The following is a 25193-nucleotide window of genomic DNA, read 5'->3' on the forward strand; positions in this document are numbered from 1 at the left end:
TTCTAGGGGGTCAGTCCCTTTGAAAGGGAGGTTTTTGATTTTCCTCTGCAAGACCCGGGCGAGCTTTTCCGGGCAGCCTGTAGGAGTTTAATTTCTTTTAATTACTTATCTACACTTTCATAGATCCCTACCCAGTAGCCTTTACTGCTATCATAATATTTGCTTTTAAAAATCCATGTTGTTCCATCTAACACGAAAGAGGCAGCGAAATTGCCATTAGGGCTTTGAACAAGTTTAATGGCGTTAATGCTGACATCGTCTTTGGATGAGATTGTACTTTTTTCAACAGAAGCTGATTCTGTTGGCGATGCGGCAAAGGCAGGAGCAGCAGACAAAAGTAAACCAAGAGACAAGGCAGAACCGGTTAGTACTTTTTTCAATTTCATTTCGAACACTCCTTTTTCCAATTAATTTGTTACACTTCTAATATTTAGATTATAATCCATTAAATCCCTTTATTTTAGAAAAAGTTTTTTATTAAAAGTGTGTTTTCTTAACATAGGCCATTCCTTCCGAAAGGGATGCTTTTTGTTTACCTGTCAAAATAGTGCTCAAGCTCTTGGAGTGATTCCTTAATATGCGCCGCAGCCTGATCGCCGAAGTATTCAAGCGACACAAACCTTTCATATTGCCTGTTCCTTAATTCTTTCAAGAAATGTTCCTGATCTAAATCCCCCTGGCAGACAGGTGTCGGCTTGCTTACATACCAGTTGTCAAAATTCCAGTGATAGCTTTTTAAATGAACATGGCTGACGGTATGAAACAGCTTTTCTAAAGCCGTCATTTGGTCAATGTGATTGACGTGGAGATTGGAGCCGTCAAAAATGGTGCGGAGCCGCGGATGCCCGACATCCTTTAAAAAGGCTAGTGCTGTCTCCGGCGTATCTGCGTACGTATCGTAATGAATCTCAAGCCCGATATTGATCTCATAATCATCCGCCAGCCGGGCAGCCTTCTGAAATTGCTCGACGGCGCTCTGCCATTTTTCCGGTGACGTCCGGTGCGAAGGAAGGCTGCCCGCAAATACTCTGATCAGGGGGCTGTGCAGCTGTCTCGCGGCGCTTAATGCTCTTTGGACGTCCTGTTCAGTCTGCCGTTCATCCGAAGAGACGAAGTCAGTGTACAAGCTGACGGCCGGCACCTCTAATCCTTTGTCCTGCAGCTGCTCGTGAAGCCTGTCGAGGGGTCCGATATGCTGTACATATTGCTCAGCATGCCCGTACCACAATTCAATACCGTCAAATGAATGCTCTCTTGCGAAGGAGATGACATCAAGAATATGCTGTTTTTTAAACCCTGTCGTGCAAAAGCTCAGTTTCATCGGTGATCCTCCCGTTAACTCAATGTAGTGTGTTAACTATTTCCCTAGTGAAATTATGGATAAACAGACGTAAACGCATGTCCGCCAGACGAAATCATTCAGGGTTACACTCGATAAGCATGGGTGTTCCGGTCAGCCGATATAGGAAGGATCCCTTCTCCCAGTCGAGGCGGCCATAATAAAATGTATAGTCGATTTTCTTGTGTGTCCTAAGGATGAAGTGGCTTCGTTTGGCTGCGGCATTGAGGCGTGTATAATTTATGAAAATTGATAAAAACACAGACAAAGTTGTTTAACGCTTTTTTGCGTCAAAGTATTAAATAATCGCCTGAAGTGTTGTACAATTAATTTCATTCGAGTAAGGGGGTAGAAACTATTGAAAAATGAAACGGAACTTACCGACTTCAGCCCTGTCCGGAATAAACCGACTCGTGCTCGTTACGTGATACTGGTTCTATTGTTTTTTATCACTGCGATTAATTATATAGACCGTGCCAGTGTTTCCATCGTCGCCCCGTCGATTCAGACTTCGCTGAATATAAGTCCTGCACTGCTGGGCGTCGTGTTCTCCGCCTTTAGCTGGACTTATACGGGGATGCAGATTCCCGGCGGTTTGCTTTTGGATAAATTCGGTTCGAAGCGGACGTACGGATTTTCTTTATTGATCTGGTCTGTTTTTACGGGAATTCAAGCCTTTGCGACAAGCTTCGGATTTTTATTCGGCTGCCGTCTGATCATCGGTTTAGCAGAATCACCGGCATTTCCTTCCAACAATCGGATTGTCACGACGTGGTTTCCAAGGCGGGAACGCGCCTTTGCGACAGGGGTGTATACGGCCGGGGAATATGTTGGCCTGGCGTTTGCCACGCCGGTTTTATTCTGGATTTTAACGGCATTTGACTGGCGCGCCGTGTTTATTACGGCGGGGCTGCTCGGGCTTGTCTTCTCGGTTTTCTGGTTTAAGATGTATCAGGAGCCGAACCGATATCGAAAGGTCAATCAGGAAGAGCTTGATTATATTAAAGAAGGCGGCGGGCTGACAGAGGTGTCTAAGTCATCCGGCAAGATTACGCGGGCTGATTTCATTCAGCTTCTCAAGTACCGTAAGCTTATCGGCCTGTATATCGGCCAATTCGCCGTGGCTTCCACGCTGTTCTTCTTTTTGACTTGGTTCCCGACTTACTTGGCGGAGGCGAAACACATGGCCTTCTTAAAAATCGGTATTGCCGCATCCGTTCCGTATATCGCCGCCTTTTTCGGCGTGTTATTCGGAGGGTTCTGGTCTGACGGAATGATCAAACGCGGGATTTCAGTAAATGTCGCCCGGAAAACGCCTGTCATCCTCGGTCTTTTGCTGACGAGTTCCATCGTGTTCGCGAATTTTACGGATTCCGCTCCGCTCGTTTTGACGATATTATCCATTGCTTCTTTTGCACAGGGGATGTCCAATATTTCGTGGACGATGCTGAGTGAGGTGGCGCCAAGCGAAACAATCGGGCTGGCAGGAGGCGTATTTAACTTTTTCGCCAATATGGCTGGTATTATCACGCCGCTCATTGTCGGTTTTATTGTCGCTGCGACAAGCTCATATAACGGAGCGATTCTTTTTGTCGGCGCCGTGGCCTTTATCGGGGCATTTTCTTATATTTTCATTGTCGGAAAGGTTGAACGCATTACACTGCGATAGAAAGAAAAACTCATCCCTTTTGGAAAAGGATGAGTTTTCTTCATTGCATTATCTATATATTTCAATATTGAATTATCATATAATAAACATAACTTTTTCATTCCTTAGGAGGATTTCGCCGAAGATGAACGCAAAACGTGCCATTCCCGTAAGAGAAAGAAATATCGTATTAATCGGATTCATGGGTGTCGGAAAAACAACAATCGGCCAATTGGTCGCTAAAAAATTATATAGAGACTTTATTGATATTGATTTGCAGATTGAAAAGGATCATAAAATGACGATTCCCGAAATGTTTGAGAAAAAGGGCGAAGCTTTTTTCCGCCAAACAGAGAAGGAATACATTTTGGATATTTGCCACAATACGAAGTTCAAAATCGTTTCACTTGGCGGGGGCTCCTTTAAACAGGAGGAAATCAGGCAGTGCTGCCTGGAAAACTGTGTTGTGCTCCACCTTGATTTATCATGGGAGAACTGGAAACAGCGGGCTGCCCTGCTGATTGAAAGCCGTCCCGTCCTGCATAACCGCTCCATGGATGAAATGGAACAGCTCTTTAACGAACGCCAAAGCATCTACGATAAACATAATTCAAAAGTGGCAACTGATAATCTTGAACCCGAAGAAATTGCCGATTACATTGTTGAAACATTAAAAATCGGCTGGGACCTGTATCAGCCGATGTAAAAAGAGCCGTAGCGCTGTGAGCGCACGGCATTTTTTTATTGTTTTATCCCTTGACCAAAATGATACAGGCTGCCTGTCAGAGGAGAGGATGATGCTGAACGTGCCGCGGGATTGATCCGATGCTTCAAGAAGTTGAGTGCGTACCAGCTTTTCCTCCTCCTTCGGTGTCCCGCCTCGTGAAATCAATCGGCAAATCCACTTCTTCATAGCCGATCTGAATGTGATGTATCTCTCGCTTCAATCTGCATCGTCGCGAACGCTCGTCTTTACATTTCTCAAAGACCGTTATGTCAGCATGACGGCGCAGGCCTTTATGGACGGGGGAAGGAAGGCGATTAAACTAACGTTTGATAAAAAATGATTTCGGAAATAAATTTATAAAAATTTTTAGAAAACCGGAGATGATCCGTGCTAATATAGAGTCAGGAAATTAAATCTTACAAAACAAAGGAGTTTACTTGGGATGCAATTATACGATATGCCGCTCGACCAACTGCAAACCTATAAACCAAATAAAACGGCTCCTGATGACTTTACGGATTTTTGGGCATCATCATTAGAAGAGCTTGCAAAGATAGAGGCGAATCCTGAATTAACGCCTGCAAACTATCCTGCCGACGGCGTCAAGGTGTACCGCCTGACATATCAAAGCTTCGGCAGCGCGGTGATCGAAGGCTGGTATGCCGTTCCCGACCGCAAAGGGCCGCATCCGGCAATCGTTAAATATCACGGCTACAATGCCAGCTATGACGGAGACATTCATGATATCGCCAATTGGGCGCTTCACGGATATGCCGCATTCGGCATGCTCGTCCGCGGCCAGCACAGCAGCGAAGACACAAGCATCTCACCGCACGGGCACGTACCCGGCTGGATGACGAAAGGGATTTTAAATAAAGACACATACTATTACCGCGGTGTTTACTTAGATGCCGTCCGCGCCCTTGAAGTCATCAGCAGCTTTGAAGAAGTGGATGAAACGAGAATCGGAGTAACCGGAGGAAGCCAGGGAGGCGGACTTTCAATAGCGGCAGCAGCATTATCAGACATTCCGAAGGCGCTGGCTGCGGACTATCCTTACTTAAGCAATTTTGAGCGGGCGATTGATGTGGCTCTTGACCAGCCGTATCTTGAAATTAATTCCTTTTTCAGAAAAAACGGCAGCCCTGATACAGAGAAAGCCGCAATGAATACCCTTTCCTATTTTGACATCATCAATCTCGCAGACCGGGTGAAGGCGCCCGTTCTCATGTCCATCGGCCTGATTGACCGCGTCACGCCGCCGTCGACGGTATTTGCCGCATACAATCATTTAGAAACGGAAAAAGAGCTGAAGGTATACCGCTACTTCGGCCATGAATACATTCCTTCCTTCCACACGGAAAAGCTCGCATTTTTCAAAGCGCATTTGAAAGGCTGACAGCCGGTTAAAGCCCAAGTTTTATTTGGGCTTTTTTTAAGGAATGATCACGGAAAGGGACGGATACAGATGAAACAAAGGATCATTGAAGAATTAAAACGCATTGAAACACAATACGGAGTCAAAGTGCTGTACGCCGTGGAATCAGGCAGCCGCGCGTGGGGATTTTCATCAAGGGACAGCGACTACGATGTCCGGTTTCTCTATGTGCCGAAAAAAGAATGGTATTTCTCCATTGAGACGCAGAGGGATGTCATCGAAGAGCCGATCCATGATCTGCTTGACATCAGCGGCTGGGAGCTGAGAAAAGCGCTGCGGCTGTTTAAAAAATCAAACCCGCCTCTATTGGAATGGCTCTCCTCAGATATCGTCTATTACGAAGCCTATTCGGCTGCCGATCAGCTGCGGAAGCTGAAAAACAGGGCGTTTTCGCCTGAAGCAAGCGTCTATCATTATCTCAATATGGCGAAACGGAATGTAAAGAATGAATTGCAGGGCAGTGAAGTGAAGATTAAAAAGTACTTTTATGTTCTCCGCCCGATTCTCGCCTGCCGATGGATTGAAAAATTCGGCTCCGTTCCGCCAATGGCGTTTTCTGTTTTGGCAGATGCGCTGCTGACAGACGAAAAGCTGATATCAGAAATCAATACGCTGCTGATACGGAAAAAAAGCGGTGATGAACTGGCGGCAGAACAAAGAAATACCGTCATTCATGCGTTTATTGACGAGGAGATTGAGCGTCTCAGCCAATACGCCAAAACGGTAAAAACCGCGAAAACGGATATAACGCAGGAACTGAATCAACTGCTTATGCAAGCCGTTGAAGAGGCTTGGAGGTGAAAACGGGAATTGACGAATGCTGTCATTCCCGCCCGCCTTTTTTCGGCATCTTTCGCTTGCTTTCTAAGAAGCTGATTGTGGGAAAACCACAAAAATAATCAGAATCTTTGTATTTTGAGAATATTGTGATCAGCGGCTTTGTCCATTTACAATATACTCATACAAATACTTCTTAGATTGCGGGGTGTTAAGGTTGGAAGTGATTACAAGAGATTTTTTCTTATTTTTATCTAAGAGCAACTTTCTCAATAAGATGGCGAGAAACTGGGGAAGCCGTGTGGCAGCCGGCAAAATCATCGGAGGAATGGATTTCCGCAGTTCGGTCCCGACGATTCGACATTTGAACAGCAAAGGGCTGTCTGTTACTGTCGATCACTTAGGGGAATTTGTCAACAGCAGTGATGTTGCGAGAGAACGCACCGAGGAGTGCATGCAAACAATCGCGTTAATTGCTCACGAGCAGCTGAATTCCCAAGTGTCACTGAAAATGACATCTTTAGGTCTTGATATAGATCTCGATCTCGTCTATGAAAATATGACGAAAATCCTTCAGACGGCAGAACAATATAAAGTCATGGTGACGATCGACATGGAGGATGAAACGAGATGCCAGAAAACACTGGAAATCTTTAAAGATTTCCGGAGCCGGTATGAATACGTAAGCACCGTGGTGCAGGCCTATTTATACAGAACGGAGAAGGATCTTGATGATCTCGATCCGCTGAATCCGTTTCTGCGCCTTGTCAAAGGGGCTTATAAAGAATCGGAGAAGGTTGCCTACCCTGAAAAAAGCGATGTAGACGAAAATTATAAAAAACTCATCCGCAAACAGCTTTTAAAGGGCCACTATACGGCCATTGCAACGCATGACGACAAGATGCTTGATTTTACAAAGCAGCTGGCCAAAGAGCACGGCATTCCAAACGATCGGTTTGAGTTTCAAATGCTGTACGGCATGCGCTCGCAAACCCAGCTCAGCCTGGTCGAGGAAGGTTACAACATGAGAGTTTACCTGCCTTACGGAGATGATTGGTACGGTTACTTTATGAGACGACTCGCAGAACGCCCCTCAAACATCGCATTCGCCTTTAAAGGCATGACAAAGAAGTAAAAAGGGAGAGATGACAATGACTACACCTTACAAACACGAACCATTCACTAATTTCCAAGATCAATCCAACGTTGAAGAATTCAAGAAAGCGCTTGCAACGGTAAGTGAATATTTAGGAAAAGATTATCCGCTCGTGATCAACGGAGAAAAAGTCGAGACGGAAGCAAAAATCGTATCCATTAACCCTGCAAACAAAGAAGAAGTCGTCGGCAGAGTGTCCAAAGCGTCTCAGGAGCATGCGGAGCAGGCGATCGAAGCTGCGGCAAAAGCGTTTGAGGAATGGAGATATACTTCTCCTGAAGAAAGAGCGGCCGTTCTATTCCGCGCTGCCGCAAAAGTCCGCCGCAGAAAACACGAATTCTCCGCCCTTCTTGTGAAAGAGGCCGGAAAGCCTTGGAATGAAGCTGATGCTGATACGGCGGAAGCCATCGACTTTATGGAATACTACGCCCGCCAAATGGTTGAACTGGCAAAAGGCAAGCCGGTCAACAGCCGCGAAGGCGAGAAAAACCAATACGTTTACACACCGACCGGCGTAACGGTTGTCATTCCGCCGTGGAACTTCCTATTTGCGATTATGGCGGGAACGACAGTGGCACCGATCGTAACAGGGAATACGGTCGTTCTCAAGCCTGCGAGTGCGACGCCTGTCATCGCCGCAAAATTCGTAGAAGTGCTCGAAGAATCCGGCCTTCCGAAAGGCGTTGTGAACTTTGTGCCGGGAAGCGGAGCCGAAGTGGGCGACTATCTCGTCGACCATCCGAAAACAAGCCTCATCACGTTTACGGGATCACGTGAAGTCGGAACAAGAATCTTCGAACGCGCGGCGAAAGTACAGCCTGGACAGCAGCATTTAAAGCGCGTCATCGCTGAAATGGGCGGTAAAGACACTGTTGTCGTTGACGAGGATGCGGATATTGAATTGGCTGCACAATCAATCTTCACATCAGCATTCGGATTTGCGGGCCAAAAATGTTCTGCGGGTTCACGTGCAGTTGTCCATGAAAAAGTGTATGATCAAGTCTTAGAGCGCGTGATTGAAATCACGGAATCAAAGGTAACAGCAAGCCCTGACAGAGCTGATGTGTATATGGGACCTGTTATTGATCAAGGCTCTTATGATAAAATTATGAGCTATATTGAAATCGGTAAAGAGGAAGGCCGTTTAGTGAGCGGCGGAACCGGCGATGATTCAAAAGGCTACTTCATCAAGCCGACAATCTTCGCTGACCTTGATCCGAAAGCGAGATTAATGCAGGAAGAAATCTTCGGGCCTGTCGTCGCTTTCTCGAAAGTCTCTGATTTTGACGAGGCGTTAGAGGTAGCCAACAATACCGAATACGGTCTGACAGGAGCGGTGATCACAAACAACCGTAAGCATATTGAACGTGCGAAACAGGAGTTCCATGTGGGCAACCTGTACTTCAACCGCAACTGTACGGGAGCGATTGTCGGCTACCATCCGTTTGGCGGCTTCAAAATGTCCGGCACGGACTCAAAAGCAGGAGGACCGGATTACTTGGCCCTTCATATGCAGGCGAAAACAATCAGCGAAATGTTTTAAGCGGGACTGAATGGGCATCCTCCTCGCGGGGGTGTCCATTTTATCCATAAACACCAAAAACGGAGGAGGAAATGCCATAGCAAACACACAGTTGATCATTTCGATTTGTATCTATATGGCGGGCATGCTGTTTATCGGGTATTACGCCTATAAACGGACGTCGAATCTGACGGATTACATGCTCGGAGGACGTTCTTTAGGACCTGCCGTCACAGCGCTCAGCGCGGGAGCGGCGGATATGAGCGGATGGCTCTTAATGGGGCTGCCGGGAGCTATGTTCACCACGGGTTTAAGCGGCGCCTGGATTGTAATCGGGCTTGTGCTCGGCGCTTGGGCGAATTGGCTATACGTGGCTCCGCGGTTAAGGACGTATACCGAAAAAGCGGGAAATTCCATTACAATTCCGGGATTCCTTGAGAATCGTTTCGGGGATCATACGAAGCTTCTCAGACTGTTTTCGGGTCTTGTGATTCTCATCTTTTTCACATTTTATGTGTCATCCGGCATGGTATCCGGAGGCGTCCTATTTAACAGCATTTTAGGGATGCAATACCATACGGGATTATGGGTGGTAACGGGCGTGGTTGTCGCGTACACCTTGTTTGGAGGCTTTCTGGCGGTAAGCTGGACGGACTTTGTCCAAGGCATTATTATGTTTGCGGCACTTATTCTCGTACCTATTGTGACAATTTTTCACACGGGCGGTCCGGCAGAAACCGCGACTGACATCCGTTCAGTTAATCCGGAGCTGTTTAATATGTTCAAAGGAACAAGCGTATTAGGCATTATTTCTTTATTTGCGTGGGGACTTGGCTACTTTGGGCAGCCGCATATCATTGTGCGATTTATGGCGATCACGTCTGTTAAAGAAATCAAACGTGCCAGACGAATCGGAATGGGATGGATGATTCTGTCTGCAATCGGCGCGGTGCTTACAGGACTTGCGGGACTCGCGTATTATCACCAGCGCGGCATGAAGCTGGATGACCCGGAAACAATTTTTATTCAGCTCGGCAATATTTTGTTCCACCCAATCATTACGGGATTTCTCATTTCCGCGATTTTAGCGGCTATTATGAGTACGATTTCATCCCAGCTGCTCGTCACATCCAGCTCTTTAGTAGAGGACTTGTATAAATCGATGTTCAGACGTTCAGCATCTGATAAGGAACTGGTATTTCTGGGGCGTATGGGAGTGCTTGCGGTGTCAATCATCGCCTTAGTGCTCGCTTGGGAGAAAAACAATACGATACTCGGGCTTGTCAGCTATGCTTGGGCAGGTTTCGGCGCTTCATTCGGGCCGGTTGTACTGCTCAGTTTATTTTGGAAACGGATGACTAAATGGGGGGCACTCGCCGGCATGATTGTGGGAGCGATTACCGTAATCATTTGGGCGAATGCCGGTCTTTCGGACTTTCTGTATGAAATCATTCCGGGCTTTGCTGCAAGTCTCGCCGCTGTATTTGTCGTCAGCTTATTGACACAGGCTCCGTCAAAAGATGTCACAGATCAGTTTCATGAGTACCGTGATACACTTTCACAATAAAAGTAAGTAACGAGAGGAAGAAGGGACAGCCCCTTTTTCCTCTTTTCACAATGGAGGCGGCCCGATTTTTTTGTTTTGGTAATACATGAATTTTTTTCTATACAAAAAGTCGCCGCGCAGAGTATGATTAAAGAAAAAGCATAGGAGAAATAAGCATGGAAGAGCTTTTAGAGAGAGTTTTTTCATTTACGGACATTGATAAATTAATTGATTTCATCAGTTATGAATTGCAGAAGCCGGTAATTCTGGAAAGTGCGGATTTCTTTTTGCTTGCCTATAATTCTTATTATATTAATCATTTTGACTCCGCTAACCAGCAAACTATTTTTTCGAAAAAATGTCCGGTGCAGATTTTTGAGAGGTTTCTGAAGGACGGAATTATTGAAAAACTGAAAACAGAACCTGAGCCTTTTCGCGTCAATAAAATTGAAAGCATTGGGTTAAACCAGAGGGTGGTTGTAAGCGCCAAGCACAAAGGGGAAGTCATGGGCTACATCTGGATTCAGGAGCTTGACCGCAATCTGACTGATGAAGAGCTCGACTTTTTATATGAGACTTCTTTCCATGTCGGAAAAATCATTTATAAAACGAAACGGCTGAAACAGGAAAAGGAAGAAAAAGCAGAGGATCTGGTAAAACGGGCAATCTTTCAGCAATTCTCCTCTGAAAAGGAACTCAGACGGGAAGCTGAAATGATCAATACCGTGCTGCCTTCGGTTTTTTCAATTGTCGTCCTGCATGCCGCCAATGGGGATGGGGAAGCAGTCGAAGATTTAAAGGAAAATATCAGATCGTACTTGAATTTGCGTGATAAAGTCAGCCACGTATTAACGATCGAATCAAATATTGTCATTGTCGTTGCAAGCTTTTCACAAAAAAGCTCCGACGCCTCGGCAGCATCTGAATTCATTCACAAGCTGTTAACTCACTTTCATTTTCAGAAGATTCCCACCCCCATCTATATCGGAATCGGCAACGAGTACAACAGCATCCTGAAGCTCGGTAAAAGCTATATAGAAGCGCTTGAAGTGATAAAAGCCGCTGAGATTACCGGAAACCAGGAAAATATCCCGTACGAATACAGCAAACTCGGTATTTATCGCTATCTTGAAAGCATCGAAGAAAAAAACGCCTCCCTTGAATATGTAAACCTTGATTTGGCTTTATTAAAAGCAAAGGACAGAGAAAGCAGTACTGAACTGCTGAAAACATTGGAAATCTATCTCCTCAATAACTGCAAAACAAAACCAGCCGCAGAACAGCTTTTTATTCATCAAAATACACTGAACTACCGAATCAAACAGATTCTTGACATGACATCGATTAATTTAAGCGACTTCAGAACAAGGTGCCAGCTGTACCTTGATATCATGCTTATGAAAAAGCAATAAAAAGAAACCAGTACTCGTACTGGTTTCGTCTTCAATTAAAATCCTCTGTAAACATACGGATCATCAGGTTTTTTAATAGTGTTCCAGTCCGTTACTTTCACAACAGGCAGGGTTGATTTGAATGGCTGGTAATATTCTGAGGCCAAAGTGCCCTTAATATGAATCCATTCATCATCCTTGATGTTCATGTTCTTCGGAAACTCCACAAGCATCCCGTAAACGCCGGAATCAGCGATACAGTGAATGATGCCAAACCTCAACACGAAGAGCTGCTTTTTATTAATCGCGTTTCCTTTGTAAGCAAATCCATGAAATTCAATTGTCCGTCCGAGAAATTCACCCGGAAAATTATAAATGGTTTCCATTCCTTTTAGGAAATCATCATCGGTTAGAGAAATCTCTTTTTTGCCGGAATATTTCCTATACAGCTGTTTCATCTGTTGATCATAGCTGTCTTGCGCATAATAAAGGCTGGCATCAGGCCGCAAATACTGGGTTTGGGAGTAATGATCTCCGCTCTCCATCGCCTTAAACGAGAACCCTTTTGTTTTGACAATGGATGAGTCAAGCGTCGCAATCGGGAGGAAGATGCCTGACACCAAAGGAAAAAGAAAAACAACATAAATCAAATAACGCTGATAAAATGGTTTGTTTTGTTCATGGTCATGCTCGTGATCATGGCCGCACCCGCAATCATGGTCATGGTGATGCCCGCCTTTTTCAGGCGACTTGATAAATATATATGCTTGAACGGCTGTCAGAATGGCCAGCAGGAAGATCGCAATAAAGGAAAGATAGGAATATTTCATATTGATATATTTTGTCAGATTTCCCGAGGTATGCAGATGATAGAAGAAAAACGTAAATCCCATCAGCACCAATAGACGAAACATCCAATCACCCCTTTACCAGTAGTGATCCCGCTAAGACAATCACGACAATGTATGTAATCAGCAGGAAAACAAATCGTTTTTTGAAGGCCGCAAGCATCATCAACAGGTTTTTAATATCGACCATCGCACCGAAGACGAGAAAGGCGATTAACGATCCTAATGAAAATGTGCTGCTGAAAGAAGACGCGATAAACGCATCGACTTCTGAGCATAGTGACAAAACAAACGCCAGACCCATCATCACAAGGGAAGAGGATACATCATTCTGCCCGATCGCAAGCAGAGTGGATGTTTTGACATACGTCTGCATCGCAGCCGCGATAAAGGCGCCGATAATTAAATATTTCCCCACGGAGAAAAATTCATCAATGGCGTGACGCAAGGTCCCTCCCAGCTTTTGAAGCAGGGTGTGGTGATGGTGGTGATGCCCCGGTTCATCAGGCTGTAAAAGCTGGTTATCCTTAAACTGGTAGGATAATATAATCCCAATGATCACCGAAACGGCCAGCGCCAGTCCGCCCCGGTACAAGACAACGCTCCATCTGTTCCCGAACGCAATATAAGTAGAAAATAAAACGATAGGATTAATAATAGGTGCAGTCAGCATGAAAGCAACGCCCGCATGCAGGGGAACCCCTTTTAACAGAAGCCGCCTTGTAATCGGGATAATGCCGCACTCGCAGGCGGGAAATAAAATGCCGGCCAGCGCACCGAACAAAACGGCGAGAAAGCGGTTTTTCGGCATGATCCCCGCTATCATTTCTTCAGAAACAAACATTTGAATGATTCCGGAAAGAATGACGCCAATCAGAATAAACGGAATGGCTTCTATTAAAATGCTGATAAAAATAGAATTCAGCTGAAGAAAAGATGATTGTGCTGTCACAATAAAACCTCCGCTTATGTTAAGCTGCCTCTTATAATAACAGAAAAAAGGCACTGCTTGTTTCCAATCTCTTTTGACGTTTGTCCGTAACCGGACATTGAAGGCGTGATGATGGAATACCCTTGCTCAATCCGCGCCTTGTACCCGAATTCCTCGTAACAATTTGAATGACCGCCATGCATGACAAGATAGGGGCGCCCTTGCCTGTAACATTCTAGTATATGTCGTTCGAGAGTGATCGTTTCGACTCGTCTATTCATCTGTTTCTCCCATTTGTTTTTCTGCCTATTATAGGGTTTTCAACCATTTACCACAAGGGGAAGAAATGATAAACACAGGCTTCTCAAATATGATATACTTTGTATTGATATTCATTCTCAATTAAAGTGTTTTTATATAGATGGGAACGGGAGGCAGTACGGATGGCTGAGAATCAAGAGGTTTATGACGTCACGATTATAGGCGGGGGGCCGATCGGTCTGTTTACGGCTTTTTACTGCGGGATGCGGGAGCTGAAAACAAAAGTGATCGAATTTTTGCCGCGGCTCGGAGGGAAGGTATCTTTATTCTTTCCTGAGAAAATCATTCGCGATATCGGCGGAATACCGGGAATTGCGGGAAAGCAGCTGATCGAGCAGCTGAAGGAGCAGGCGGTGACGTTTGATCCTGACATCGTGCTGAATCAGCGCGTGACCGGATTTGAACGCCTGGACGATGGAACTATTAAGCTGACAGGCTCTGAAGGAGAAAAGCATTATACACGAACCGTGATTTTAGCTGTCGGTATGGGAACGTTAGAAGTCAATGAGTTTGACAGTGAGGATGCGGCCCGGTATGCGGGCAAAAATCTTCATTATGGAGTGGAGAAGCCCGATGCATTTAAAGGCAAGCGGGTTGTGATATCAGGCGGCGGAGATACTGCGGTTGATTGGGCCAATGAACTGGAACCGATTGCGGCGTCTGTGACTGTCGTTCACCGGCGCGAGGAATTCGGCGGAATGGAAAGCAGTGTGACGAAAATGAAGCAGTCATCGGTGCGGGTCCTCACGCCTTATCATCTGGAGCACCTGAGCGGCGATGAGGAGCGCATCCAAAGTGTGACCGTTCGCCATACTGCGTCTGGCCAGAGGGAAGAAATAGACGTTGATGAGCTGATCATTAATCACGGGTTCAAAATTGATCTCGGCCCGATGAAGGAGTGGGGCCTTGAGATTGAAGAAGGCAGGGTGAAAGCTGACAGACATATGCGGACGAATCTTCCGGGTGTGTTTGTGGCGGGTGACGCGGCTTTTTATGAAAGCAAGCTGAGATTGATCGCCGGCGGCTTTACGGAAGGCCCGACAGCGGTCAACAGTGCGAAGACTTATTTAGACCCTAAGGCCGAGAATATGGCGATGTATTCAACCCATCACAAAAAATTGGTGCATAAATAAAACAGCCCTTTGGGAAAGGGCTGCTTGCCATCAGCTGTGAAGAAGCTTTTTTTCCGCCTGTCGATTCTGAATGAAAGCAAACAATTCATCCTGCTCTTGGACCGCTGTAAATCCATAAGCACCGGCAGCTGAGTCATCACCTATGCAGACGATAGGAGGGCGGCTTTCTGTCGGTTCCGGCGAAATGCCAATTTGTTCGCCTGCGCTGATCAATTGCTGAACGGACGGTTTGCTCGGGCAAATGATCATGTGCAGCGGAGATTCACTGATGGTTCGCTGGATCATGTGGGTGAACCGGTCATCTATGACGTTTTCATGGGTGATATAAAACGAACAGGTCTCATACTTCTGCATGTTTTCCACTGAATAGCGGCTCCCGACAACAAGACGTTTTTCTGAATCGGGCTGAATGGCTGAGACGAGAAAGCCTCGTTTTTTAAGCTCCGTCTCTGCATGTTCAGATGCCGCACTCAGTCGGGCTGTCAGCTGGCGGATGTCGATTTTCTTGGAAGCCAGGGCTTGGAAAAATTCACAAACCGCACGTCGCGATGTGAAAAAAATGTCTTCAAAGATGCCGATCTTTCGAAGGATCTCTTCATTGACAGGCAAGATTTCGGTCCGCCATTTCGGCCATTCGATGACATCGGCACCGGAATCGCGCAGCTTGTCAGCCAGCGGGTCTTCATCTTCGCCATGAGTGACAACCATCATGTGGCGGCCGGTGAGTGGTTTGCTTTCAAACCAGCTGTGTGTTTGAAAGTTGACGATATCTCCAATGACGATAATCGCAGGGTTTGTGATTTGCTGTTTCTGCACTTTTCGATGGATATCCTGAAGTGTTCCTTTCACGCTCCGCTGCCGGCCCCACGTTCCCCACTGAATCACGATGACAGGGATGGAAGGGGATTTTCCGTACGCGATAAGCTGCTGGCAAATAAATGACAGGTTTTTAATGCCCATGTAAAATACAAGCGTTTGAACGCTTCGGGCAAGCCCTTCCCAGTCAAGATTCGGCTTGCCTTTTAATGATTTATCATGGGCGGTAATCATGGCGAAGGACGAAGCGAAATCCCTGTGCGTGACGGGGGTTCCCGCGTATAGCGGCGCTGCGATTCCTGAAGTGATGCCAGGCACCATTTCATAGCGAATGCCGTGCTGATGAAGAGCGTCTGCTTCTTCGCCAACTCTGCCGAACACACTTGGATCCCCGCCCTTCAAACGGACAACGGTTAATCCTTCCACCGCTTTTTCAATCAGCAGGGCATTAATCTCTGCTTGTTTCATAAAATGGCGGTCCGGCAGCTTTCCGCAATAAATGAACCGGCAGTCGGGTGATGCGTATTCGAGAAGCTTTGGGTTTGCGAGCCGGTCATACAAAATGACATCCGCTTTCTCCAGAGCCTGTTTTCCTTTTACGGTGATCAGTCCTGGATCTCCAGGCCCGGCACCGACAAAATATACGATTCCGTTTTTCATGACCGCGTCATCCTTCCGTCACTTTGAAAAATGAAGGACCACTTGAAAAAGTGATCCGGTTTTTGATCAATATATGAGATAAACATATTCTCCTTCGATCAGCGTTTCGTATGTTTTGACACAGCCATGATCCGGTTCTTGAACGATTCCGTCTTCCAAGGAGATTTTCCAGTCGTGCATCGGGCAGAAGACGTATTCTCCGCTGACGATACCTTCTGCCAGGACGCCCCCTTTATGGGGACAGCGGTTTTCGATAGCGCGGATGCTTCCATTAGAAAGCTTAAAAACCGCAAGCTCTTTATCTTCAATATACACTGTTTTTCCTAATTTTTCAGGTAATTCATTTATGTTACCTACGCATACCTTTGTGACGTCTTTATTGACCATGTCCATTCCCTCCTAATGTTTGTTCCTGTCCTTATGAAGTGGTCACGACATTTTCAAATAAATCTTTTGAGGCTTGTTTATTCTTGAGGAAGTAGTTCCACGGATCTTTGTGGACAGACAATGTTTCATTTATTCTGTTGTTCAGTTCCTGCCGCTTTTCCGGGTCGTTTAATACGGATTGGACATGGGATAAACCGACGCGCTCCAGCCATGCGGACGTGCGTTCTAAGTAGTTTGCGGTTTCCCGGTAGTATTGAAGATAAGCGCCTGCGTATTCTAAGACTTCTTCATTAGTTTTCACCTTCATCAGCAAGTCGCCGGCACGTAAATGGGTTCCGCCATTTCCGCCGACGTAAAGCTCCCAGCCTCCGTCGATGCCGACAACGCCAAGGTCTTTAATGCCGGACTCTGCACAATTTCGCGGGCAGGCAGAAACGGCCATTTTCACTTTATGAGGCGTATTGAGTCCTTCGAATTTTTTCTCAAGAGCAATGCCTAAAGCCATAGAGTCTTGAGTGCCGAAGCGGCAGAATTGTTCGCCTACACAGGTTTTTACCGTGCGCAGTGTTTTTCCGTACGCGTAGCCTGACGGCATATCAAGCTCGGCCCATACCTTTGGAAGGTCTTCTTTTTTTACGCCGATCAAGTCAATTCTCTGGCCTCCTGTCATTTTAACAAGCGGGATCTCATATTTATCGACGACATCGGCGATCTTACGGAGATCTTGAGAGTTGGTCACACCGCCGTACATCCGCGGTACGACAGAGTAGGTTCCGTCTTTTTGGATATTGGCGTGCATTCGTTCATTAACAAACCGGGATGTTCTGTCATCCTCATATTTAACCGGATTGATCATGCCTAAGTAGTAGTTCAGTGCCGGCCGGCATTTGGAACAGCCTTCTGGCGTCTTCCAGCCGAGCACGTTCATCACTTCTCTTGTATGTGACAGCCCTTTGGCTTTGATTTCTTCTACAACTTCGTCTCTCGTCAATGAAGTACAGCCGCAAATCGCTTCTTTTTGCGCTGACGCGTCAAAGTCTGATCCAAGCGTATGCTGGAGGATATCTTCTACGAGCGGCTTACAGCCTCCGCATGAGCGGGAGGCGCCGGTGCACGCTTTGATCTCGTCCGTTGACGAACAGCCCTGCTCCTGGATGGCTTGAATAATTGCTCCTTTTGACACACCGTTGCAGCCGCAGATAATTTCATCATTGCTCATGGCAGCGGTCAAACTTGTACCAGCTTCTTTGTTGAGCGGCTGTAAAATAGAGATTTTAGAAGTTTCAGAGATATCTGCTTCTTTTTGAATCATAGAAAACAAGCGATTGCCCTCGCTGCTGTCACCGAATAAAACAGCACCGACAATTTGATTGCCTCTCAGAACGATTTTTTTATAAATGCCGTCCTGCTCATCAAAGACCTTAATCGCTTTTTTCTCGTCTGATTCGTTGAAGTCACCGGCAGAAAAGACCTCGACTCCTGATACTTTCAGTTGAGTGGAGAGAACGGAGCCTTCATACGGCTTTGTGTCGATGCCGCAAATATGCTTTGCCAGCACTTTTGCCTGTTCATAGAGCGGCGCCACGAGCCCGTATGCGATTCCTCGGTGCTCTGCGCATTCGCCGACCGCGTAAATGTGCGGGATTTCAGTTTGCATATAGTCGTTGACAATGATTCCGCGGTTGACTGGAATGCCGCTTTCGGCTCCGAGCGCTGTATTCGGGCGGATGCCGACGGCCATGACGACTAAATCAGCTTCGATGCTTGTTCCGTCTTTGAAGCGGACGCCTTCGACACGGCCATCGCCTGCAATCTCTTCGGTTTGCTTTTCAAGTAAAAAGGTCATTCCTTGTTTTTCTAATTCGTTTTGCAGCAGGCGTCCTGCCGTTGCATCTAGCTGGCGTTCCATCAGGAATGGAGCGAGGTGGATGACGGACACGTCCATGCCGAGATTCAGCAATCCCCGGGCGGCTTCCAAACCGAGGAGTCCTCCGCCGATGACGGCTGCTTTTTTATATTGTTTTGACGCAGCGAGCATCGTATCTGTATCTTTTATATCCCGGAAAGCCGTAACGCCTTTTTTGTCTGCGCCCGGAATCGGGAGGATAAAAGGGACTGAGCCTGTAGCCAGAATCAATTCATCATAAGGCTGGATTCTGTCTTTATCCGTGATAACAGTTTTGTTTACTGTATCTATTTTGACCGCTGTTTCGTTTGTATACAATTGAATATTGTTTTCTTCGTACCAGTTCCAATCATTTAAGGTAATGTCTTTAATATTTGTGTCGCCTTGCAGCACTTTTGACAGAAGGATTCGGTTATAGTTGGGATGAGGTTCTGAACCAAATATCGTGATCTGGAATTCGTCTTTTGAAACACGCAGTATTTCTTCAATTGCCCTTACCCCGGCCATTCCATTCCCAACAAGGACTAGCTGTTTTTTCCCCATCAGATGATCCGCTCCTTATCAATGTTTTTTTTAGCGTAGCACAGCAAAAAAAGATATTTAAGATGCATGTTATAAAATGTAACAAAAAATACATAAAATTTTAAAAAATTTATGAAAAATTAAACAGGACTGATTCGGACGGCGCACACCTTAAAACCGGGCATTTTACAGGCCGGATCTAACGCTTCACCAATTAAATCATTGACGTTTTGAGCGTCAGCCCAGTGGATGGGAACAAACACTGTATCTCTTCTTATTTGCTCCGACCATTTGCTCCGAACCGTGATGCTTCCGCGGGGGGATTCTACTTTCACGAGAACACGGTCATCAATATTATAGGCAGCGGCTGTTTTTGGATGGATTTCTACAAACGATTCAAAATGTCTTGCGGCCAGGGCCGCGCTTTTTCTCGTTTGGACACCCGTTAAGTAATGAGACATAACCCTGCCCGTCGTTAAATACAGCGGATATTCAGCGCTCGGCTTCTCTTTTGGGACAGCCGGTTCGTTTGGAATCACGCTTAATTTAGCTTTTTGATCCAAATGGGCAAAAGATGCCTCAAACAGGCGGCCGGTTCCGGGATGCTTTAGTTCCGGACACGGCCAGTAAATGCCGCCTTCTCGTCTGAGCCTGTCATAAGTGATCCCGGAATAATCGGCGATTCCGCCGCGGCTGGCTTCTCTCAGTTCGTTAAAGATTTCCTCCGCTGACGTATAGGAAAAATATTGTCCTTTTCCAATAGCCGAGGCAATTTCACAAATGATCCGCCAATCATGTTTTGCTTCTCCGGGACAGGTCCGGCTCGCTTCTCTTAATGTTACGCGGCCTTCAACGTTTGTCATGGTGCCTTCGTCTTCTAAATAAGAGGAGGCGGGTAAAATCACATCTGCGAATTTCGCAGTCTCCGAAATAAATAAGTCGATTGCGACAAAGAATGTCAGTTTTTCCAGAGCCTGCTTAACGAAATTCGCATTTGGGCTGGAGACAACAGGGTTGGAGCACATGAGGAACAGTCCTTTGATGCCGCCGCCGTTGATTTTTTCCACCATTTCATAGGCTGAGACGCCTTTTCGCGGCAGTTCATCCTGATGAATTCCCCAGACTTTCGCAATATGCGCCCGGTGTTCTTCGTTTTCGATAGAACGGTAGCCCGGAAGCTGATCGGCTTTTTGGCCATGCTCTCTGGCGCCTTGTCCGTTGCCTTGTCCGGTGATCGCCCCATATCCCGAGAAAGGCTTGCCGATTTTCCCCGTGATCAGAACCATATTTAAGAAACCTTTCACTGCATCTGTCCCGTCGGTTTGCTGTTCAATGCCCCGGGCTGTAAACAGCATGCCGGACGTTTCCTTGGCAAACTTCACGGCGGTCTTTCGCAAGTGCTCCAGAGGAACACTTGTCTGCTCGGCGATTTCTTCCAGATTCAAAGCGTCGGTATGCTGTTTGAGCTTATCAAATCCGTTTGTGCGGGTGCGAATGAAGTCTTTATCTATAAGCTGTTCGTCTATGCAAATTTTGACTAAACCGTTTGCAAGGGCGGCGTCTGTGCCGGGCCTGATTTTAAGGTGGAGGTCGGCTATTTTCGTCGTCGCTGTTTCACGGGGGTCAATGGCAATGATGTAAGCCCCGTTTTCTTTCGCTTTATCAAAATACGGCATAATTGTCGGCTGGCATTCCGCGATATTGGTGCCTGCCAGGATGATGACACGGGTATGGGGAATGTCCGATAACGGGTTCGTCAAACCTCTGTCTGCGCCGAATGTTTGGTTGGCGGCGGTTGCTGCAGCGGACATACAGAGCCGTCCGTTGTAATCGATGTGTTTTGTCTGTAAGCCGACTCGTGCAAACTTTCCTAACAGATATGCCTCTTCATTGGTAACTGAGGCGCTTCCGTAGACAGCCATCGCGTCTCTGCCGTGTTTGTTTTGGATCAGAATGACTTGTTCCCTAATATGGTTCAGCGCTTCAGCCCAGGAAACAGGCACAAACTCGCCGTTTTTTTTGAGCAGCGGCCGGGTGATGCGGGAGGAGTGCAGGGCATGCTGATGGGCGTTCATGCCTTTCATGCATAAACGGCCTTGTGTCACAGGGTTGTCGATGCCGATTGCCGTGTACTTTTTCCGTGTGACGATAGTTTGTTCCGTAAGCTGCATTTTGCATTGCATGCTGCAAAACGGGCATTGGGTGCCGTATGTTTTTTCTGATTGGACGTCTTGCTGTTTTTCGCGAAAATATCTAAGCAGTCGTTCAGTCAAAAAGCCTCATCCTTTCTTATGTGTGTTTATAGGCAGGTTTTGAATCAGGGATAGGTCTGATTGGAGATTTTCCAGCAGCTGTGTCCGCATATCCTCTTCAAATAGTACCTCTCTGATATGAATGATGCCGAGGCGGTCAATCCACTGATGAACCGCTTCGGCATAATGAGCCGTTTCACGATAATATTGAATAAGGCCTTTCATCATAGCGCCAGTACTGTCTTCGTTATCCGTAACACAAAAAAGACTGCCGGCACGGGGGTGACTTCCCCGGACGCCGCCGATGTAAATGTCCCAGCAAGTTTGTGTCTGAATGGCGCCGATATCCTGAATAAAAGCATCAGTGCAGTCTTTTTTACAGGACAAGCTGATGGATACGTGATCGGGCATGGCAAGCATGTCAGTATGTCTTTCAATATGGCTTGCCAGCTCTTGAAAGGAGAGATTTTGCCCGCACGTACATGCTTTGACACTTTGTATTGTGCGCCGGTGCTGATGGGAAAAAGCCGGCATGTGCAGTTCTTTTTTGATGTTCGCAAGGTCACTTGGTTGGATTCCGGAAAGCTTCAGTCTGTGGTTGTGAGTAATTGAAACCACGGGGATGCCGTATGTCTCGATGATGTCTGCGATGTTTCTGAGCTCCTGTGCATTTGTCATTCCGCCGTAAATTTGAGGAATAAGGGTGCATGTATCTTCTGCCGATGTTTCACGGGATTGAATAAAGCCGGGCTGCAGCATTTCCAGATAATATTGAAGCGCCGGAATACAAACTTGGCAGCCATTTTTTGTTTTCCAGCCAGTTACTTTCATCACCTCGGCCGAATCAGTGAACGGACGGCGCCGCAGTTCAGCGATGACTTCTTTTTCGGTCAAATCAGTGCAGCCGCAAAATGAAGGCTGGCGGGAGGTTTTTGTATATTCGCTGCCGGCGATGTACTTTAGAAGGTCTTCGACGAGCGGCTTGCATCCTCCGCAAGAGCCGGACGCTTTTGTGCAGTGCTTCACTTCCTCCGCAGTTTTTAAGTCTTTTGTGTGCACCGCTTCTTCAATGAAACCCTTTGTCACTGAGTTGCATTGGCAAATGGTTTCATTGGAAGGCATAGATTCAAATGAAATACCGGTTTGATGCGGTTCAATGAGCTGCTTTTTCACAATGGAAATGTCTTTTTGTTTGAAAAGGCTGTCGAGAAGCCGCTGTTTATCACGCGTGTCTCCGAATAAAATAACGCCGGCCAGTTTATCATCCTCAAAGAGCGCTTTTTTGTAAATGCCGGCATGTTCATCATGGAACTTAATGCTTGTTGTGTGTTCTTCTTCGTGTACCTTTCCTGCCGACCACACATCAATACCCGCTATTTTTAAGGCCGCAGATGGTGCAGAGCCTTGAAATCCTTCACATGGAACGCCGCATATGTGTTGTGCGAGGACTTTTCCTTGTTCATAAAGAGGCGCCACCAATCCGTAAACGATTTCGTTATGCTCGGCGCATTCCCCGACGGCATACACATTCGGTTTGTTCGTCTGCATAAATTGATTTACGACGATTCCGCGGTTCGTGGAGAGTCCGGCTGATGCAGCCAAATGGATATTGGGTCTCACACCAGCCGCCATCACAATCAAGTCTGATTTTATTGAAGATCCGTCTTCGAAACGGATACCGTCTGCCCGTGAGCTTCCCGTAATGGATGCTGTTTCTGTCTCTAAAAGAAAGGTTAAGCCTTTTCGTTCCAGCTCCGTTTGCAGCAGACGAGACGCTGTTTGATCGAGCTGTTTCTGCATAATGGCGGAGGAGTGGTGAACGACGCTGACGTCCATTCCGAGATGCCGTAAGCCGACAGCCGCCTCTAGACCTAATAAACCGGCGCCGATGACCGCTGCCTTTTGATAACGTTCGGCCACGCTGATAAGAGCTCGGCAGTCTTCTATTGTCCGAAAGCCGTATACACCTTCTTTGTCTGCCCCGGGTATGGGGAGGATATGAGGGGAGGACCCTGTTGCCACGATCAATTTATCGTAAGACAGGCTGCGTTTTTGATCTGTGATGACGTGCTGCTGATCTGTATCGATGTGAACGACCGTTTCTCCTGTGTAAAGTATAATTCCATGATTAGCGTACCATTCGCTGCAGTTCAGCGTAATGTCATCGAGCGAAACCTCACCCTGTAAAACGGAGGATAAGAGAATGCGATTGTAATTGGGGTGCGGTTCGCTGCCGAAAATGACAATCTCAAACATATCGCGATTAAGCTTTAAAATGTTTTCAATACAGCGAATTCCGGCCATTCCGTTTCCTGCTACAATTAATCTTTGTTTCTTCATTTACAAACCTCCTTTGCTGCAGCTTATAAGTTTTTCTTCTTCTATCAAAAATTATGGCACAATGCATTGCTAACGCATTAAACGTGTCACATTAGCTTACACATCTCTTTTCCGACAAAAATCAGTCATATATTCTTGGTTCAGAAGATTGAAAATTTTAGAAGCTGGGAAAGGGGAATGTTATGAAGCTGTCGGAACTGAAAACAAGCGGCCACCCGTTCACTTTGTTCTGCTCCTTTTTATACTTTGATGTGAGTTTTATGATTTGGGTTATGCTTGGGGCGCTCGGTGTTTATATTTCTCAGGATTTCGGCCTGTCTCCCTTTGAAAAAGGGTTTGTCGTGGCTGTGCCGATCTTATCGGGATCTGTGTTTCGGATCATTTTAGGCGTGTTAACGGACAGGATCGGTCCGAAAAAAACAGCTGTAATCGGTATGCTGGTAACGACGATCCCGCTGCTTTGGGGAACATTCGGCGGCCGTTCGCTAACTGAGCTTTATGCGATCGGCATTCTGCTTGGCGTGGCGGGCGCGAGTTTTGCCGTTGCGCTCCCGATGGCAAGCCGGTGGTACCCGCCTCATTTGCAGGGGCTTGCGATGGGGATAGCGGGCGCGGGTAACAGCGGCACCTTGTTTGCGACATTGTTTGGCCCCCGTCTTGCAGAGCAATTCGGGTGGCACAGTGTGATGGGAATCGCACTTCTTCCTCTGATCATCGTCTTTATTTTGTTTGTTGCCATGGCTAAGGACTCTCCTGCACAGCCCGCGCCGCAGCCGCTTAAAAACTATCTGCGTGTGTTTAGACAAAAGGAGACATGGTATTTCTGTCTTTTGTACAGTGTCACATTCGGAGGATTTGTAGGGTTATCCAGTTTTTTAGCGATTTTTTTCGTCGATCAATACCAGCTGTCAAAAATTCACGCAGGTGATTTCGTTACCGTATGCGTAGCAGCGGGGAGTTTTTTTCGCCCTGCCGGGGGCTGGATTTCGGATCGAGTTGGAGGTGCTAAAGTTCTCGCTGTACTATTTGTCATCGTGGCCCTATGTATGGCGGGGGTCAGCAGCCTGCCGCCGCTTTCAATGGTCATCATTCTTTTGTTTTTCGGAATGATGGGGCTCGGAATGGGCAACGGAGCGGTGTTTCAGCTTGTCCCGCAGCGCTTCAGAAAAGAAATTGGAATGGTGACGGGAATCGTCGGGTCTGCCGGAGGAATAGGAGGTTTTTTCCTGCCGAATATTTTAGGATCATTGAAACAGATGACAGGTACGTATGCTATCGGTTTTATCTCTTTTTCCTGTATCGCATTGCTTGCGTTTGCGCTTGTCCTGACCGTCGGCTATTACTGGAGAGATAGCGCTGAAAGCAGCCCTGCGGATGTTTAGTTTTGAACGGAAGACACGTTTTTCACCGTGTCTTTTTTTTATGATTTATAATTTTTTCTTGATTTTAGACGGATGATACAGCAAAATAAACAGTAATGATTACGATTTATTATGTCGTGGATATTTTTTGGGATGAGACATGAAAATTAAA

The 25193-nt window shown here is 46.6% G+C and carries 19 protein-coding genes and 2 pseudogenes; 11 read left to right on the top strand and 10 right to left on the bottom strand.

Annotated features, from left to right (window positions below; genetic code table 11):
- Positions 1-101: 101 nt before the first annotated feature.
- On the bottom strand, positions 102-386 hold the full coding sequence (locus J7E26_RS17140; protein ID WP_061528088.1) for an antimicrobial peptide LCI: 285 nt from the start codon (positions 384-386) through the stop codon (positions 102-104).
- A 146-nt stretch (positions 387-532) separates the two neighbouring features.
- Positions 533-1321, bottom strand: a complete 789-nt coding sequence (locus J7E26_RS17145; protein ID WP_214800612.1) for a sugar phosphate isomerase/epimerase family protein — start codon at positions 1319-1321, stop codon at positions 533-535.
- Between the two features lie 376 nt (positions 1322-1697).
- Here J7E26_RS17145 and J7E26_RS17150 point away from each other — a divergent pair, with 376 nt between their 5' ends.
- The 9 genes and pseudogenes from J7E26_RS17150 to putR all read left to right on the top strand — a co-directional run bounded on the left by J7E26_RS17150 (position 1698) and on the right by putR (position 11565).
- Positions 1698-3008: an MFS transporter gene (locus J7E26_RS17150; RefSeq protein ID WP_214800613.1), complete on the top strand. Its 1311-nt coding sequence runs from the start codon at positions 1698-1700 to the stop codon at positions 3006-3008.
- A gap of 124 nt (positions 3009-3132) precedes the next feature.
- A complete protein-coding gene (locus J7E26_RS17155; RefSeq protein ID WP_214800614.1) occupies positions 3133-3693 on the top strand; it encodes a shikimate kinase in 561 nt (186 codons plus the stop codon).
- A gap of 211 nt (positions 3694-3904) precedes the next feature.
- Positions 3905-4054 (top strand): annotated as a pseudogene (locus J7E26_RS18395) (LysR family transcriptional regulator); the annotation flags it as partial.
- A gap of 102 nt (positions 4055-4156) precedes the next feature.
- Positions 4157-5113 carry an acetylxylan esterase gene (gene cah / locus J7E26_RS17165; RefSeq protein ID WP_214814428.1) on the top strand — a complete coding sequence of 319 codons (957 nt, stop codon included), beginning with the start codon at positions 4157-4159 and terminating at the stop codon, positions 5111-5113.
- A 69-nt stretch (positions 5114-5182) separates the two neighbouring features.
- Positions 5183-5953, top strand: a complete 771-nt coding sequence (locus tag J7E26_RS17170) for a nucleotidyltransferase domain-containing protein (RefSeq protein ID WP_214814430.1) — start codon at positions 5183-5185, stop codon at positions 5951-5953.
- 199 nt (positions 5954-6152) lie between these two features.
- Positions 6153-7064 carry a proline dehydrogenase family protein gene (locus tag J7E26_RS17175; protein WP_214800641.1) on the top strand — a complete coding sequence of 304 codons (912 nt, stop codon included), beginning with the start codon at positions 6153-6155 and terminating at the stop codon, positions 7062-7064.
- A 16-nt stretch (positions 7065-7080) separates the two neighbouring features.
- Entirely contained in the window at positions 7081-8628 is a 1548-nt protein-coding gene (gene pruA / locus J7E26_RS17180) for an L-glutamate gamma-semialdehyde dehydrogenase (RefSeq protein WP_214814432.1), read from the top strand.
- A gap of 91 nt (positions 8629-8719) precedes the next feature.
- The gene (gene putP / locus J7E26_RS17185) at positions 8720-10174 is read left to right on the top strand and encodes a sodium/proline symporter PutP (protein WP_214800642.1); all 1455 of its coding nucleotides are present in this window, start codon (positions 8720-8722) and stop codon (positions 10172-10174) included.
- A 155-nt stretch (positions 10175-10329) separates the two neighbouring features.
- Positions 10330-11565 carry a proline utilization transcriptional regulator PutR gene (gene putR / locus J7E26_RS17190; protein ID WP_214800619.1) on the top strand — a complete coding sequence of 412 codons (1236 nt, stop codon included), beginning with the start codon at positions 10330-10332 and terminating at the stop codon, positions 11563-11565.
- 35 nt (positions 11566-11600) lie between these two features.
- Here putR and J7E26_RS17195 read toward each other — a convergent pair whose 3' ends face one another.
- From J7E26_RS17195 to J7E26_RS18400, 3 genes and pseudogenes are all read right to left on the bottom strand, one after another.
- On the bottom strand, positions 11601-12458 hold the full coding sequence (locus J7E26_RS17195) for a TIGR03943 family putative permease subunit (protein WP_214800620.1): 858 nt from the start codon (positions 12456-12458) through the stop codon (positions 11601-11603).
- A 4-nt stretch (positions 12459-12462) separates the two neighbouring features.
- The gene (locus J7E26_RS17200) at positions 12463-13344 is read right to left on the bottom strand and encodes a permease (RefSeq protein ID WP_214800621.1); all 882 of its coding nucleotides are present in this window, start codon (positions 13342-13344) and stop codon (positions 12463-12465) included.
- A gap of 62 nt (positions 13345-13406) precedes the next feature.
- Positions 13407-13604, bottom strand: a pseudogene (locus J7E26_RS18400) (alpha/beta fold hydrolase); the annotation flags it as partial.
- A 162-nt stretch (positions 13605-13766) separates the two neighbouring features.
- Here J7E26_RS18400 and ffoR point away from each other — a divergent pair.
- Positions 13767-14777, top strand: coding sequence for an NAD(P)/FAD-dependent oxidoreductase (ffoR, locus tag J7E26_RS17205; protein WP_214800622.1), 1011 nt, complete (start codon positions 13767-13769; stop codon positions 14775-14777).
- A gap of 30 nt (positions 14778-14807) precedes the next feature.
- Here the strand turns inward: ffoR and cobA are convergent, their stop codons facing one another.
- From cobA to nirB, 5 genes are all read right to left on the bottom strand, one after another.
- The gene (cobA, locus tag J7E26_RS17210) at positions 14808-16253 is read right to left on the bottom strand and encodes a uroporphyrinogen-III C-methyltransferase (RefSeq protein WP_214800623.1); all 1446 of its coding nucleotides are present in this window, start codon (positions 16251-16253) and stop codon (positions 14808-14810) included.
- 66 nt (positions 16254-16319) lie between these two features.
- Complete coding sequence (nirD, locus tag J7E26_RS17215; protein ID WP_214800624.1) at positions 16320-16640, bottom strand: nitrite reductase small subunit NirD; 321 nt, start codon at positions 16638-16640, stop codon at positions 16320-16322.
- Positions 16641-16671: 31 nt separating this feature from the next.
- Complete coding sequence (nasD, locus tag J7E26_RS17220) at positions 16672-19089, bottom strand: nitrite reductase large subunit NirB (protein ID WP_214800625.1); 2418 nt, start codon at positions 19087-19089, stop codon at positions 16672-16674.
- 119 nt (positions 19090-19208) lie between these two features.
- Positions 19209-21341 carry an assimilatory nitrate reductase catalytic subunit NasC gene (gene nasC / locus J7E26_RS17225; RefSeq protein ID WP_214800626.1) on the bottom strand — a complete coding sequence of 711 codons (2133 nt, stop codon included), beginning with the start codon at positions 21339-21341 and terminating at the stop codon, positions 19209-19211.
- Positions 21342-21347: 6 nt separating this feature from the next.
- Positions 21348-23660, bottom strand: coding sequence for a nitrite reductase large subunit NirB (gene nirB / locus J7E26_RS17230; RefSeq protein ID WP_214800627.1), 2313 nt, complete (start codon positions 23658-23660; stop codon positions 21348-21350).
- 182 nt (positions 23661-23842) lie between these two features.
- On the opposite strand from nirB, the gene J7E26_RS17235 reads away from it, so the two are divergent.
- The gene (locus tag J7E26_RS17235) at positions 23843-25042 is read left to right on the top strand and encodes an MFS transporter (RefSeq protein ID WP_214800628.1); all 1200 of its coding nucleotides are present in this window, start codon (positions 23843-23845) and stop codon (positions 25040-25042) included.
- Positions 25043-25193 lie beyond the last annotated feature (151 nt).

It is taken from the genome of Bacillus sp. ISL-51, assembly GCF_018613535.1.
GTDB lineage: Bacteria > Bacillota > Bacilli > Bacillales > Bacillaceae > Bacillus.